The sequence below is a fragment of the Mesobacillus persicus genome (assembly GCF_900109925.1).
In the GTDB taxonomy this organism is placed as follows: domain Bacteria; phylum Bacillota; class Bacilli; order Bacillales; family Cytobacillaceae; genus Mesobacillus_B; species Mesobacillus_B persicus.
Map to the genome: position 1 here is coordinate 87,410 of NZ_FOBW01000013.1, position 15,295 is coordinate 102,704.

11 protein-coding genes are annotated in these 15,295 nt (G+C 42.1%); 7 read left to right on the top strand and 4 right to left on the bottom strand.

Annotated elements, in window-relative coordinates; all coding sequences use genetic code 11:
- Positions 1 to 42: 42 nt before the first annotated feature.
- On the bottom strand, positions 43 to 1,275 hold the full coding sequence (gene pepT, locus BMX30_RS17010) for a peptidase T (RefSeq protein ID WP_090748504.1): 1,233 nt from the start codon (positions 1,273 to 1,275) through the stop codon (positions 43 to 45).
- Between the two features lie 353 nt (positions 1,276 to 1,628).
- On the opposite strand from pepT, the gene BMX30_RS17015 reads away from it, so the two are divergent.
- A complete protein-coding gene (locus tag BMX30_RS17015; protein WP_090748507.1) occupies positions 1,629 to 3,755 on the top strand; it encodes an immune inhibitor A domain-containing protein in 2,127 nt (708 codons plus the stop codon).
- Positions 3,756 to 4,059: 304 nt separating this feature from the next.
- The gene (locus BMX30_RS17020) at positions 4,060 to 4,959 is read left to right on the top strand and encodes an NAD(P)/FAD-dependent oxidoreductase (RefSeq protein WP_090748509.1); all 900 of its coding nucleotides are present in this window, start codon (positions 4,060 to 4,062) and stop codon (positions 4,957 to 4,959) included.
- A 45-nt stretch (positions 4,960 to 5,004) separates the two neighbouring features.
- Here BMX30_RS17020 and BMX30_RS17025 read toward each other — a convergent pair whose 3' ends face one another.
- Positions 5,005 to 6,537 (bottom strand): FAD-dependent oxidoreductase, encoded by a 1,533-nt coding sequence (locus BMX30_RS17025; RefSeq protein WP_090748512.1) that lies wholly within the window; start codon positions 6,535 to 6,537, stop codon positions 5,005 to 5,007.
- A 144-nt stretch (positions 6,538 to 6,681) separates the two neighbouring features.
- Between BMX30_RS17025 and ybaK the strand changes: the two genes are divergently transcribed.
- On the top strand, positions 6,682 to 7,158 hold the full coding sequence (gene ybaK, locus BMX30_RS17030; protein ID WP_090748516.1) for a Cys-tRNA(Pro) deacylase: 477 nt from the start codon (positions 6,682 to 6,684) through the stop codon (positions 7,156 to 7,158).
- 92 nt (positions 7,159 to 7,250) lie between these two features.
- On the top strand, positions 7,251 to 8,342 hold the full coding sequence (locus BMX30_RS17035) for a PRK06851 family protein (RefSeq protein WP_090748519.1): 1,092 nt from the start codon (positions 7,251 to 7,253) through the stop codon (positions 8,340 to 8,342).
- Positions 8,343 to 8,574: 232 nt separating this feature from the next.
- Here the strand turns inward: BMX30_RS17035 and BMX30_RS17040 are convergent, their stop codons facing one another.
- Positions 8,575 to 9,936 (bottom strand): YjiH family protein, encoded by a 1,362-nt coding sequence (locus tag BMX30_RS17040; protein WP_090748522.1) that lies wholly within the window; start codon positions 9,934 to 9,936, stop codon positions 8,575 to 8,577.
- 259 nt (positions 9,937 to 10,195) lie between these two features.
- Between BMX30_RS17040 and BMX30_RS17045 the strand changes: the two genes are divergently transcribed.
- On the top strand, positions 10,196 to 11,551 hold the full coding sequence (locus tag BMX30_RS17045; protein WP_244532639.1) for an FAD-binding oxidoreductase: 1,356 nt from the start codon (positions 10,196 to 10,198) through the stop codon (positions 11,549 to 11,551).
- 279 nt (positions 11,552 to 11,830) lie between these two features.
- Here BMX30_RS17045 and BMX30_RS17050 read toward each other — a convergent pair whose 3' ends face one another.
- Positions 11,831 to 13,576, bottom strand: a complete 1,746-nt coding sequence (locus tag BMX30_RS17050) for an ABC transporter ATP-binding protein (protein ID WP_090748525.1) — start codon at positions 13,574 to 13,576, stop codon at positions 11,831 to 11,833.
- Positions 13,577 to 13,677: 101 nt separating this feature from the next.
- Here BMX30_RS17050 and BMX30_RS17055 point away from each other — a divergent pair, with 101 nt between their 5' ends.
- Both BMX30_RS17055 and BMX30_RS17060 read left to right on the top strand, forming a co-directional pair.
- On the top strand, positions 13,678 to 14,352 hold the full coding sequence (locus BMX30_RS17055; protein ID WP_090748526.1) for a DNA alkylation repair protein: 675 nt from the start codon (positions 13,678 to 13,680) through the stop codon (positions 14,350 to 14,352).
- An 81-nt stretch (positions 14,353 to 14,433) separates the two neighbouring features.
- Positions 14,434 to 15,288 carry a Cof-type HAD-IIB family hydrolase gene (locus tag BMX30_RS17060; RefSeq protein WP_090748633.1) on the top strand — a complete coding sequence of 285 codons (855 nt, stop codon included), beginning with the start codon at positions 14,434 to 14,436 and terminating at the stop codon, positions 15,286 to 15,288.
- The last annotated feature ends 7 nt before the right edge of the window (positions 15,289 to 15,295 follow it).

Consider the following 15,295-nt stretch of genomic DNA (forward strand, 5'->3'; position numbering starts at 1 on the left):
GCTGACTCGAATGGTTCTGTTCCATTTGAGTCAGCCTTTTTCTTATGCTTTTTCTTCGAATAATTTGGCGATTTCTATGATGACGTTCACGGCTTTTTCCATATTATCAACGGAAATATATTCATAACGTCCGTGGTAGTTCTCTCCACCGGTAAAAACGTTCGGGGTTGGCAATCCCATATAGCTGAGCTGTGAGCCGTCGGTGCCACCGCGAATTGGTTTAACGATAGGTTGGATGCCAAGGTTGACCATGGCTTGATGAGCAAGGTCGACAATATGCTTCACAGGTTCAATTTTATCCTTCATATTATAATACTGGTCGTTCATTTCAAGGGTGATTCGGTCTTGTCCATATTTCTTTTGGAGGTCATCCACGATGGATGTTATCGTTGCTTTCCTATCTTCAAACTTTTCACGGTCATGGTCACGAATGATATAAGCGAGCTTCGTTTCTTCAACGTCTCCGTGGAAAGAGATAAGATGATAGAAACCTTCATAGCCTTCCGTGTGTTCTGGTGCTTCCTCTACAGGTAGGCGGCTGTTTAATTCCATCGCAATCTTGGCGGAGTTGACCATTTTGCCTTTTGCGGTACCAGGATGAACATTCTTTCCTTTGATTGTAATTTTAGCGGCAGCCGCATTAAAGCTCTCATATTCAAGCTCGCCCAGTGGGCCGCCATCCATTGTATAAGCGTATGTAGCGTCAAAAGCTTTGACATCAAAACGGTGGGGTCCTCTACCAATTTCCTCATCAGGGGTAAAAGCCACCCGAATTCGTCCATGCTTGATTTCAGGATGCTTGATCAGGTGGTCCATTGCCGTCATGATTTCCGCAATCCCAGCTTTATTGTCAGCACCAAGAAGCGTGGTTCCGTCTGTCGTGATTAGGGTGTGACCTTTGTATTGAGAGAGCTCAGGAAACTCCTTGGTTGATAGAAAGATCTGCTGGCTTTCGTTTAAAGTAATGTCATTTCCATCGTAGTTTTCGATAATCTGAGGATTGACGTTCTTTCCTGTAAAATCAGTCGCGGTATCGACATGGGCTAAGAAGCCAATCGTTGGAACATCTTTGGTTGTGTTTGCCGGCAGAGTCGCCATGACATACCCATTTTCATCGATTGTCACGTCTTCCATGCCGATTGCTATTAATTCTTCGACTAGTTGATTAGCGAGTGTTATTTGACCTGGTGTTGATGGACACGTTTCGCTACTTTCATTTGATTGCGTATCGACTTTTACATAGGAAGTAAATCGTTTAATGATTTGATCTTTCACTTTTTATCCAACTCCCAAATATTTGATAGCAATAGTTTATCACAAAGGCTGTGTTGGTATTAAAAGCATATTCTTGGTTAAGATTACATGCGCATTGAAAAAATATTTCGATTTCCTAATGATTTTTTTGTCGAGCGCCTAGTTTCTTCGGCCTATTTTATTAGTGTGATATAACAGACTATTGGTAAATTATTGATAATGGATAGGTATATTATCCTGCTATCTATGAGGGAATGAGGCTAATTTTGCTGAATTTTATGATATTGGTATAGTCATATTTACACTGTTTTCTGAATATTGTATATGTTACGATTTATCCACTAATTAATTCGTAACCCGAAAGGAGAACACCGATGAAGAAAAACAAGCTATTATCGATACTTTCTACTGGAGCATTGGCATTATCATTACTCGCTCCGACAATGGTACCAGGACAAAAAGCAGAGGCCGCCACAACAGCCAAATGGGATGTTGAGCGTTATGGCGATCGGGTTGATATTGATGGGCAGTTAAACAGACTTGCTCAGGATGAGGAATTTTTGAAGAAGGCTGAGGCTGAGCTGAAAAAGCAGGCTAGAGGAATTAATTTTGATGAAAGTGAAAGTGCTGAATCTTCATCAGCTGATAGTACTTTTACATATGATGGTGGGACGAAATTATTCTTAGATCGTGATTTGGCCTTTAAAGAGTTTACATTACGCAGTGTTGGTGAAAACGTTGAAATTTGGGTAGCTAATGACCTTAGTTTCCCAGAAGGTGATACACGTCCTGCACAGGTTGTTACACAAGAACAAGTGGACAAGCTTCGTGCTGAGTTTGATAGTAATATGTATCCAGTAGCGACTGAATTTTTTGGAACACCAGATGTACTAGACGGTTCTAATTCACCCCTTCCAGGAATGGTAGGATTACCAGAAGGTTATTACGAAGGTAGCGATAAAGTAATCATGCTCGTAGATAATGTTAAAGACGAGGGTTATTATGATCCAAGTTATCCATTCTTTGTTGCAGGTTTCTTCTGGCAAACATTAGAAAATTATATGGACCGTAACATCATTACAATTGATACAAATAATTGGGAAGATAGATTAGAGGATACTTTCTTTGCAACAACCATCCATGAGCTTCAGCATTTAATTCATGCTGATAATGACGGTGCAGAAGAAACATGGTTGAATGAAGGAATGTCCACTTTCTCTGAATACCTAGGAGGTTATGGTCATGGAGAAGGTTCTATTAACTTTTACCTTGATCACCCGGAAAACTCTATAACTAATTGGGATGAGCACCAAGGAGCTACTACTGGTCCTGAAACGATTGCTGACTATGGACAAGTATATTTATTTACGCTTTACATGAATGATAAATTTGGACAAGAGTTCATACGTGATCTAGCTACAAGTACAACGACCGGTATCGATAGTGTGAATGACATACTTGAAGCTCATGGCGAAAGCTTAGATTTTACTCAGCTCTATCAGAACTTTATTACGGCACTAGCTTTAGACAGCGACAAGCCTGGCAATGGGGTATACAATTTTGATAGCATTGACTTGCGGGAGTTAATTGTTGACGGCGAGGGTACTAAACGTGGAAAAACGGTTGACTATGAAAAAGCAGTAACCTTTGAAAAGGAAGGCGTTCCAGCATGGGGCGGTGACTTTAAAGAGTTAGATTTTGAAGAAAAGATTACTGGAATTGAATTTGATGGAGTCGATTTCTTAGCTCTTCCGTGGACTTCAGTTTCCGATCCATTAGATGAAGGAAATAAAGTTCTGTGGGGTGGAGAAGGTCATGAAGCGGACCATGCCCTTATTTTTGAAGCAGATTTATCAGGATTGAGTGAAGCGACGCTTACATTCGATAACTTCATTGATATTGAAGAACATTGGGATTTCGGTGTTGTTCAAGTGTCAACAGATAATGGGCAAACTTGGACTAGTTTAGAAAATGAAAACACTACTTCTGAAGTTGTAGAAGAAGGCTATCCAAAAATTAAAGATAATGTACCAGGTTTCACAGGTCACTATGAAGATTGGCAGACAGAAACCTTTGATTTAAGTGAATATGCTGGCCAAAAGGTTTTAGTTTCTTTCCGCTATTTAACGGATTGGGGCTATAATGATAGTGGTTGGTTCATTGATAATATCGAGATTCCTGAAATTGGTTATACCAATGATGGTAGTTCAACTGAGGATTTTATATCAATGAGTGAGTTGCTAGGCGAATATGTTGAGTATACAGTTACCTTCATTAACGAAAAAGAAGTAGGTAAAAAGAAAGGTGCAAAAACAAATTACAAAGTAATCACAGTTGATCCGTTTAATGTCACTGATGAAGATGCATTGCAATTGCGTCAGCTCTTCAAAGACGGGAAGAATTATATGATTACATCTTATGCTGCACCAGCTGACCAATTAAAACCGGTCGACTTCACTTATGAGGTAGAATTAAAAACTAATAACGGTAAGAAAAAATAATCAACATGCTGCGTCCCATTCCGTGGGGCGCAGTTTTTTTATGATAAATAGTTCTTTGTCACAAGTTGTTCACCATTTTTTCAATAACTTCGGATAATGAATGCATAACTTTCAATAATCAATGCATAACTCCAAATAATCAATCCATTTCTCACGAAAATCGATGCATAACCCTCCACGCGTCTCACTGCGACCCCAAAACAACAGCAAAATCCCTGTATAAATCCCTCCCAAAAGCGTAAGATAACCGAAATACATCACTTGAAACGAAAAACTAAGCAATTTTAATAGGAAGGTGACGGTTTTGCTATATGATTGCGTCATTATTGGCGGTGGAATTGCTGGTTTGCAGGGGGCGATCCAATTAGGTCGGTACAAACATCAGGTTTTGGTGATTGATGCGAATGATGGGCGGTCGACTCTTTGTCAGAGCTATCATAATGTTTTAGGATATCCGGATGGAGTCAGCGGACCGGAGCTGCGGAGTATTGGACAGAAGCATGCGAAAAGTCTGGGAGTAGGGTTTGCGGTTGACCGTGCGGTGGCAGCAGAAACGACGGCTGAGGGACTTTTTACTATAACTACTGAATCTAATAAGACCTATCAAGCGAAGCGATTGCTCCTTTCAACAGGAATTGTTGATCGAATTCCACCATTCAAGGAGCTTAGCCCATGCCTTGGAATTAGCGTCTATGTTTGCCCAGACTGTGACGGATATGAGGTCACAAACCGTCAGACAATCGTGATGGGGTCAGGGAACCCAGGCGCAAATATGGCATTAACGCTTCATTATTGGACCCCACACATTATCTACATCAATCATGAGCAGACAGAAGTGGACGAGAAACTTCTAACGAAATTACATGATAAAAACATCAAGTATATAAATACGCCAATCGAAAGGGTAATCGCCAATGGACCCGATTTCAATGGAGTCGAGCTTAAAACCGGCGAACAAGTCAAGGGAGAGCGAGGCTTTGTGGCCTTTGGTGGCAATGAAGTGAAGTCACAACTTGCTAAACAGCTAGGGGTTGAACTTCATGAAAACAAACATATTTTAGTTGACCCAAGAACGAAAAAGACGAATGTTGAGCATGTATGGGCCGCTGGGGATGTTGTTGCCCATTCGGAACAAGTGACGATTGCGATGGGGGACGGCTCACAGGCTGCGATTTGGATTCATAAGACGTTGCTAGAAGAATAGAAAAAGAAGCCCGCTGTAACTAATAAAGTCAGCGGGCTTTCTCTTTTATCCATTCTCTGAAAGTCTTTTTAACGGAGTTTCAGCTGGCCCCTCCATAACTTCCCCTGTATAAGAAAAGCGTGAGGCATGACAAGGGCAATCCCAAGAACGTTCGCCATCATTCCACTCGAGCTCACAGCCCATATGCGTGCAGGTTGTATCGACAAGGTGAAGTTTACCGTCTTCATCACGGTAAGCTCCTGCACGCTCGCCGTTGACCATGACGGCAGCTCCTTCGTTGTTGGCTAAGTCTTCAGGCTTCGTTGTTGGTTGGTCTAGCTTCCCTTTAATAAGCTCTTTTGCTACCGATGCATTCACAGATAAAAATTTCTTCACGTCCGGATCTGCTTTAAATCGACTTGGATCAAACAATTCCTTATAAGGGTTCTCTTTTTCTAGAATCAAGTCTGTCATTAACCGTGCCGCATTCGTGCTATTAGTCATTCCCCATTTACGGTAACCGGTGGCCACATAGATGTTTGATAGCGTGGCGGAATAGTTGCCAACGTACGGAACCTTGTCCAAGGTTGCAGGGTCTTGGGCTGACCAGCGATAAGGGATTTCTTTTATCCCAAAGGTTTCAGCGGCAAATGCTTCAAGTGCTTCATAATGCTGATGTGTGTTTTTATCGTGACCGGTTTTATGACGATCTCCTCCGAAAAGAACAAGCTTGTCACCGTTCATTTCGGTATAACGTAAAGAACGGGTAGGTTGCTCGGCGGTGATATACATGCCACCAGGAAAATCCTTCTCTGTTTTCACTGCCAGGATGTACGACCTTGAAATTGATAATCTTGAAAAGTAAAATCCTTTTACGTCATAAAAAGGGTAGTGAGAGCTAACAATCATGTGCTGACAGCTGACCTTATGACCATCCCTCGTTGTCACTTTTGGCTCAGTTCCTTCTTCAATATCAACAGCGGTCGTATTCTCATAGAGTTGGCCACCCATTTTCGTAAATTCCTCGACAAGATGTTTTAAGTATTTTAACGGATGGAATTGGGCTTGGTTTTTCATCACGATGGCTGCCTTATGTTCGACAGGAAGTGGAATCGAAGTGAGATATTCACGTCCTTTAATGTCCAACTTTTCATAGGCATCATATTCTTTAATGAGCTTCTGCATTTCTTGTTGAGAATTGGTATAAATATAAGCATCTTGATCTGAAAAGTCACAATCAATTTGCTGCTCATTCACTAGGTTTCTTATAAATTGGAGCGCCTCATCATTTGCTTGATAATAAAGCTGTGTCTGTTCTCTCCCAAAATGATTAAGTAGCTCATCGTAGATCATCCCGTGCTGTGCGGTCACCTTTGCGGTCGTATGACCAGTGGTACCATTTAGGATGCGGCCAGCCTCAATCAAGGCAACCTTTTTTCCTTCTTTCGCAAGTAGGTACGCGGCAGTGATACCAGTCATACCACCGCCGATGATTGCCACTTCCGTTTGGATGTCTTCCTGTAGCTTTGGAAAAGTTGGAAGGTCGGCACTCTGTGTCCAATAAGCTTCTGGAAATTGCGGCATTGAATTACTTGTCATATGTAAATCCTCCTAAAAGTACATGAATAGCCGTATTTTTCCCTTAAAATTAAAAATAATCCTGACTTTTATAACTAGTCATTTGTTGCTCAAGGGGAAGTCTTGTCGGTAAAATGAAGGAAATATCAATTGGAGGAACCAAATATGGCTGGAATCAAAACGAATGCAATGCGGCTTTTGGATCAAAAAGAGATAGCTTATACCATACATACTTATGACAATAAAGATGGCAAAATAGACGGCGTTTCCGTAGCAGCCAAAATCAATAAAGAGCCGAAGGAAGTCTACAAAACACTAGTGGCACAGGGACCAAGGGAATTGTATGTTTTTATTATTGAAGTAGAGGCTGAGTTGGATTTGAAGAAAGCCGCTAAAGCGGCAGGGGAAAAGAAGGTCGAAATGCTCCCTGTTAAGGATATTCAGAATTATACAGGCTATATCCGCGGCGGTTGTTCACCTCTAGGAATGAAAAAGATTTATCCCACCTTTATTGATCAAAAAGCGGAAGGTCTCGAGGCAATCGTCGTCAGTGCCGGGAAAATAGGTTTACAAGTAGAGTTGGCGCCACAAGACTTACAACAGGCTGTCAATGCACAGTTTGTTGATCTTTTAAAAGCATGAAATCCTTTTGGTAATAGGCATTCACCCATAGCTCCTTATCTGCATAGGCTACAGCAGAAGCAAAAATAAACGCAGCCGAAAGGAGCATTTGCATGGGAAAAGTACTTAATTATTATGCCGGAGGGAATACAGCCCGCGGTTTTTATAGCTTATATGAATCAAATTTAGAAGGACTATCTCGATTGTTTATTTTAAAAGGTGGGCCTGGAACGGGAAAGTCTTCCTTGATGAAAAAGCTTGGCAAGGAATGGAATGAGAAAGGCTATGATATCGAATATTTACACTGTTCGTCGGATAATGATTCGATTGATGGCTTAATCATTCGATCCTTAGGGTTTGGGATTGTGGATGGTACCGCACCGCATGTCATTGAGCCTTCCTTACCAGGAGCGGTGGAGGAGTATATCAATCTAGGTGTAGCATGGGATTCGGCAAAGCTGCAAGCAAAAAAAGCTGAAATTGAAAAAATATCAACTGAAATGAAGGCTGCTTTCTCAGGAGCATACGCTCTTTTCGGTGAAGCACTCCATGTTCATGATGAGTGGGAAAAAATTTATATTGAGAATATGGACTTTGATAAAGCCAATGAGTTAACAGAGAAGTTGCTTGGAGATCTCTTTGGCGATAAAAGGGTGAATAAAGAGGCAGATGTTCGCCATCGCTATCTTGGCGCAGCTACGCCTAAAGGCGCTGTTGATTTTGTTCCTAATTTAACCCAAGGCTTAGCAGTTCGGTATTTAATTAAGGGGCGCCCAGGTTCAGGGAAATCTACTATGCTTAAAAAAATTGCAGCTGAAGCAGAAAGAAGAGGCTTCGACACGGAAGTATATCATTGTGGTTTTGATCCACATAGTCTTGATATGATCATTGTCAGGGAGTTAGGGTTCGCTATTTTTGATAGCACAGCCCCACATGAATACTTTCCAGAGAGAGTCAATGATCGAGTGGTTGACTTGTATGGGACGATTATTGCACCTGATACAGATGACAGATATGCAACGGAAATTAAAGACGTTTCGGCAAGATATAAGGACTATATGAATCACGCCATCGCGTCGTTAGCCACAGCCAAAAGCCTCCATGATGACCTGGAGCAAATTTATATAGATGCAATGGATTATAAAAAAATTGATGAGATCACTGCGGAGTTGAATGAAGAAATTCATAAACTTGCAGAAAAATAAGCAAACAAACAGAGCACTCGTTTTGAGTGCTCTGTTTGTTTTGGGTTTGTAAAAGGACATTGTTGGTTTTACTAAATAGTTGATTGTAGAGGAAGGCACTCGACTCCTGCGGGAGTACGGGGCAGGGGAGACCCCACAGGCGCTGAAAGCGCCGAGGAGGCTCCCCGGCACGCCCGCGGAAAGCAAGCGCCTGGAGCGCAAATCAACATATTTGGTTGACACAGCCTTGTTTTTAAAAAATCATATGCGCAGCTAAAACCACAATTGGCAATGTAACCAGTGTCCGTTGCAGGAAAATAATGAACAACTCCAAAAAGGAAACTGGAATTTTCGAACCTAATAGCAAGCCACCCACTTCGGACATATAAATCAACTGTGTGACAGATACAGAGGCAACGATAAATCTCGTCATTTCGCTTTCAATTCCGGCCCCGATGACAGAGGGAAGGAACATATCCGCAAAGCCGACCACAAGTGTTTCAGAAGCAGCTCTTGCTTCAGGAACCTGCATGAGCTCGAGAAGCGGGATGAACGGCATTCCAAGCCACTGAAACAGCGGGGTATATTCAGCGACAATGAGTGCGAGCGTACCAAGCGCCATAACGATTGGGGCAACGCCCATCCACATATCGAGAATGTTTTTAACACCAGAAGTGAAGAAATCACGAAGGCCACGACTCTTTCCTGCTTTTTCGAGCGCTTGGGTCATTCCCCAAGAAAAAGAAGAATACCCTGGTGGAAGTTTATCTTCTGTATACTGATCAGACTTTTCAATATAATACGTATCTGGCTTGCGCGACAGTGGTGGAATCCTTGGAATGACGATAGCGGCAAGGAACCCAGCTACCGTAACCGTTAGATAAAACGGGACAAACATATGGCCAAGTCCCACCTGTGAAATTACCACTAAGCTGAAAGTGATTGAGACAACGGAAAAGGAGGTACCAATCACTGCTGCTTCGCGTTTTGTATAAAAGCCTTCTTCATATTGTTTGCTCGTTAACAATACTCCGATTGTTCCATCGCCAAGCCAAGATGCGATGCAGTCAATCGATGAACGCCCCGGGAGCTTGAATACCGGGCGCATCACTTTCGTAAGCAAGGTACCGAATAGTTCTAGAAGTCCGAAGTTCAATAAAAGCGGTAAAAATAAGCCGGCAAATAAAAAAACGGCAAATAAAACAGGGAGTAGGTCATTTAAAAGCAAGCCACCTGTATATTCAGACCAAATGGCTTCTGGTCCCCATTGAAATAAAACCAATATCGCAAAAATGGCACCCAGAATGCGCGCGATAAACCAGATAAGTGGTACATCGAACAGTGTCTTTAAAAATTGGTTTCGGTTCATAATATCAGGGCGAATCGTTTTTGCTAGGACCGTCCCCAACAAGGTTACGACGATAATCACGGTCATTATTTGTGGCAAATAGCTGCCAAGTAAATCTTGTACCCAACCAGCTAAGACAGCGATAGGAATGGTAATTTGGTCATTATAAGAAATCGGAACCATAAATAAAAAGATCCCGAGAAGAGATGGCAGGAAAAAGATTAAAAAGTTCTTTTTCGATCGTTTATTTTGTAGGGCTTGTTCCAAATCTAACTCATCCTTTAATACATATTTATAAAACCTTGTTTATTTTAATTCACAATAATGATTTTGCCAACATGTTTTCCCAAACTGATAATTCCGTATATTATTTCCTTTGGATTTTAAATTAACCAGCTGATTGGAGGAATTATGCTAGTAAAACAACTGGTTTTTAACTTGTCAAAATATTAAAAAAATAATCTTGTTTTATAGGTAAATTGTCTTATAATAGGTATGGGAGAAATTTACCAAGGGGGAATTTGGTTTGGATCAAAGCTTAAAGATGGAATCCATCATTTTACCGGGAAATGAGTTATATGATAAGAAACGAAAAGTCTGGAATGCAACGATTGATAAGCATCCAGGAGTCATAGTCGTATGTGAGTCTGAAGAGGATGTAGTTAAGGCCGTACGGTATGCGAAAGAAAAGGGTTTGTCGGTTACTCCACGAGGCGGCGGCCATCATGTAGGCGGATTTGGTACTTGTGATGAGGGAATGGTGATTGATCTTTCTGGCATGCGCAAGGTAACGGTTAATGAAGAGCAGCTAGTCGCTGTTGTTGAAGGTGGGGCAACATTAGGGGATATTGATGAAGAAACACAGAAGTTTGGGCTCGCAACGCCAACAGGTACCGTATCGAAAACGGGAGTAGCTGGTTTAGCATTAAGCGGAGGTCTAGGCTATTTACGAGGGAAATATGGGTTAACCTGCGACAACCTTGTTGGGGCAAACCTTGTGACGGCTGATGGGCAACTTTTATATGTAAATGAAGAACAGCATCCAGACCTTTACTGGGCCATTCGTGGGGGCGGCGGAAACTTCGGGATCGTCACGAATTTTGAATTCAAGCTTTATCCTATTGGCCCAGAGGTTTTGGCTGTTGATGTCATGTATGATTATCAAGATGCAAAGCAAATCATTTTAAAGGCACAAGAGTATGTTAACCAGGCTCCTGATGAGGTCTCGTTTAATGTTACCGTTACAGCGCTTCCGCCTGCTCCATTTTTACCAGAATTCCTTCACAATCGGAAAGTCGTCATGGTTGGAGGAATGTATGCAGGTGATCCCCAAATGGGAGTTAACGTGGTAAAGCCTTTGCAAGAACTGGCGACGCCAATTGTGGACAAAACGGGGGTCCTACCGTATGTCGCTTTACAGAAAAATCTCGATGCAATGGTTCCTGATCATGTCGCTGTGCATGGCACTTCTTTGTATTTTACCGAAGTTACTGAAGAGGCCGTTGATGTGTTGTTGGCGAAGCTAGACAATGCACCGATGCCGACCTATCTAGCTCAACTATGGGCTCTAAGTGGGCAAATGAATCGTATTTCGCCAGAAGCAACAGCCTTTTCGAACCGGGACTCATCCTTTGTGCTTTTACTAGATTTTATGTATATGGGCGCTGGTCCAGAAGTTTGTCAGCAATGGGTTGATTCTGTTTATGATGGTTTGTTGCCTTTATCTAATAAAGGTACGTCCTATTTAAACGGTATTGGGGCGAATGAGGTTGCGGCAATGAATACATTAGGCAAGAATTATGGAAAGCTTGCTAAAATTAAGGCTAAATATGACCCGGAGAATATGTTTAGACATAACCATAATGTTAGACCTCAAGATTAGGGTGTTTTAGAAACTGTAAAACAAGTATTTTTCCATACTGGTTGGGGTATTTATTCCTGGACAGGGAATATATATTCCCCAAACCGGAATAAAACGTCTCTGAGAGGGAATAAAACGTCTCTGAGCGGGAATATATCGTTCCCAAAGGGGTATATAATGCCTCAAAGCAGAAAAAAAGTCCCCCAGTTGGTCTTCTAAGATAAAAATACCCCGCTGGTTGGAGCAAAAGAGCCTCATTTCCTGTGAAATGGGGCTTTTTTGACTGTGTTTTTTATTAATTCACTCCATTTGGTCACTTCGCAATTGCTGTTCAGCAAGTTTCCGATACAAGCTGTGGGTCGTGAACAATTCGCGGTGGCGGCCAATCCCTGTGACTTCCCCTTTTTCTAGCACAACAATCTGGTCCGCATCGACGACGGTTGAGAGTCGGTGGGCAATCACGAGCGTTGTTCGCCCCTCCATTAATCGATTTAGTGCTTTTTGGACGAGAACCTCTGAGGCACTGTCTAGGTTAGAGGTGGCCTCATCTAGTAAAAGTATCTTTGGGTTGCGAATTAAGGCACGGGCGATGGCAATTCGCTGGCGTTGCCCTCCGGAAAGCTTAATGCCACGTTCACCAACCTCTGTTTTATATCCTTCTGATAAACGCTCAATGAACTCGGCCGCATTGGCTAGTTCAGCAGCATTTTGAATCTCTTCAGCGGTAACATGCCTTTCCAGTCCGTAAGCAATATTATCACGAATCGTCCCAGACATGATTGGGCTTTCCTGTGATACGTAACCGATTTGGCTTCGCCAGGATTGAAGGTTAAAATCACGAATGTCCGTGGCACCAAGTTTGATTGCCCCGCCAGTAGGTTGATAAAATCGTTCTAGTAAAGCGAACATCGTCGTTTTTCCGCTTCCACTAGGGCCGACAAACGCCGTTGTTTTACCAGTTGGGATCAGAAAATGGAGGTTTCTTAGGACATTGGTTTGATTTTGGTATTCAAATGATAAGCCATCAAAAAACAAGTCTTGAGAAGGGTTCTGCACAGCCAGGTTTCGGCCATTCTCCTCTCGGTTGATTAAAAGAATTTCCTGAATGCGCTCGGTCGCACCGGCGGCCTTTTGAAAGGCCGTGAAAAACGAAGCCATCCGGCTAAATGGAACGACAATTTGAAACATGTAAATTATAATCGCAACTAGCGACCCTGCGGTCAAGGTACCTGAAGCAACGCGGACCCCACCATACCCAATTAGAATGACCAACACTAGCATCATAATAAAGGTCATAAACGGGGAAATCACCGCTTGGATGCGTGCCTCTTTTAATCCAAATTGAAAAAGATGGGTGATTCCTTTGTCGCCTTTTTCTTCTTCCGCCTTCTCAGCATGGTACGCCTTGACTAAACGAATATCAGATAGCACGCGACCAAGATTGCCAGAAAACCCAGCCATTTCATCCTGGGCTGCCTTTGAAATTTTATACATTTTCCGACCTAATGGCATGATGATTAAAAGGGCGAGCGGGACGGAAGTGATCATAATCAACGTCATTTTCCAATCAATGACGAGGAGAATAATCACCGAACCAATGATTGAAATGATTCCAGTAATAAACGCAATCAAATGTTGGGTAATTAAATTTTTAACAATATTCGTATCTTGGGTGATTCGACTCATCGTTTCGCCCGATTCATGCTGGTCGAAATAGGGAATAGGTAGATTCAATACTTGGTTCCATAGCTTGCGGCGGATCGATGCAACCACCGCTTCGCCCATATAGGCCAAGAAGTAATAAGAAAAGGCACCAGCCGCTGTTTGTAAAATAAATGTAACAGCCAAAAATGCAATCACCGAAGGCTCGAGGGAGGCAACCGAAAGTTGATCAACCAGTGACTTCGTAAACCACGGAACAATGAGTCCAGCGGCTGTTTCAATTACACTTAAGGTAATGCCAATAATCAGTAGCCATTTAGGTACTTTTGCGTCTTTTATCATTCCAATGAGGGATTTCCAATCAAAACCTTTTTCTTTTTTCATAAAACGTACTCCTGTCTAAAATCATCTAATTCTAGTTTAATCTTAATGGGGTGAATTATAAAGCGGGGAGCAATGCTAAAATAGCAACAGGGAGGTTAGCGATGAAAGAACTTGTTGGTGAAATACGAGAAAGATTTGCTGAAAAGGCAAATAAAGAAAATGCAGAGCAAATGAGCAAATATTTGAAAAATCATTTCACGTTCTTTGGGATAAAAACACCATTAAGACGGGAAATAGTTAAGGGTTATTTTCATGAGACGGAGCTATTAAAGAAGCCTTTTAGCGAAGAGTTTGTGCTCTCATTATGGGCGGAACCTGAAAGAGAATTTCAAATGGTTGCTGCCGATTATATCGTACATAACTTGAAGAACCTCAAGAAGCAGCACATAGATTTAATGGAACAACTAATCACAACAAAGACATGGTGGGATTCAGTCGATACGTTAGCATCGAAACCGGTTGGTAAGATTGTTGCCGACCACCCTGAGCTGATCACTGAGCGACTTGATAGGTGGGCCGTATCAGAAAATATGTGGCTCCGCAGAACCTCAATTATTTTTCAGCTAAAATATAAGGCAGAAACAGATGAGAATTTGCTTTATCGCTACATAAAAATAAATGCTGATAGCAAGGAATTTTTTATCCAAAAAGCAATTGGTTGGGCACTGCGGGAATACTCAAAAACAAATCCTGAATCTGTTAGGAATTTTATCGAAACGAATAAACTAGCCCCCTTAAGCGTGCGTGAGGGTGGAAAGCATTTACCAAAAAAATAGCTAATTCTAGGATGAAACTTCCAATCCATGATAGAATGGCAAATATTAAGTATTAAATATGATAGTGAAGGTGAAAAAACTATGATTAAATGCATCGCGTCGGATATGGATGGAACATTATTAAACGCTTATCAGAAGATTACCGAAGAGAATAAAGCAGCTATTTTAAAAGCACAGGCACAAGGAGTCGAGTTTGTCGTAGCGACAGGGCGTTCTTATCAAGAGGCTATGTTTGTATTGGAGGAAGCTGGGTTAAAATGCCCAGTGATTTCTGTAAACGGCGCAGAGGTGCGTAATGTGGACGGAGAGGTTGTTGTCGCCAATCCGATAGCAAAGGCATTAGCGAAAGAAGCTGCTACTCTTTTAAGAGAGCAAGGAATCTATTTTGAGGTTTACACCAACAAGGGTACGTTCACAGATAATGAGGATAAGGGAATTACAGCGATCATTGATATCTTTTCAAGTGCAAACCCTGAGGCTCCGATGGAGATGATAGTCGAAGGAGCCAAGGAGCGCTTCAAGCAAGGGCTTGTTCATGTTGTAGACAATTATGAATCACTTTTCGATGATGACGAGCACCAAATCTATAAGTTTCTAGCTTTCTCCATGGATGCAGAAAAGCAAACGGCAGGACGCCGAGCGCTTGAAGGGATTGCTGGCCTAGCCATTAGTTCGTCTGGTTTTCTTAATATTGAGGTTACTAGTGAAGACGCCCAGAAAGGTGTTGCTCTTGAACGATTTGTTAGGGAACGAGGCATTGAAATGTCTGAAACAATGGCGATTGGCGACAATGAAAATGACTTATCCATGCTGAATCGTGCTGGAAGAGCGGTTGCGATGGGGAATGCTTCATTTGAAATCCAAATGGAGTGTGACGTTGTGACTGCGACAAATGACGAGAGTGGCGTGGCTCAGGCAATCTTGGAGGTATTATAGGGACTAA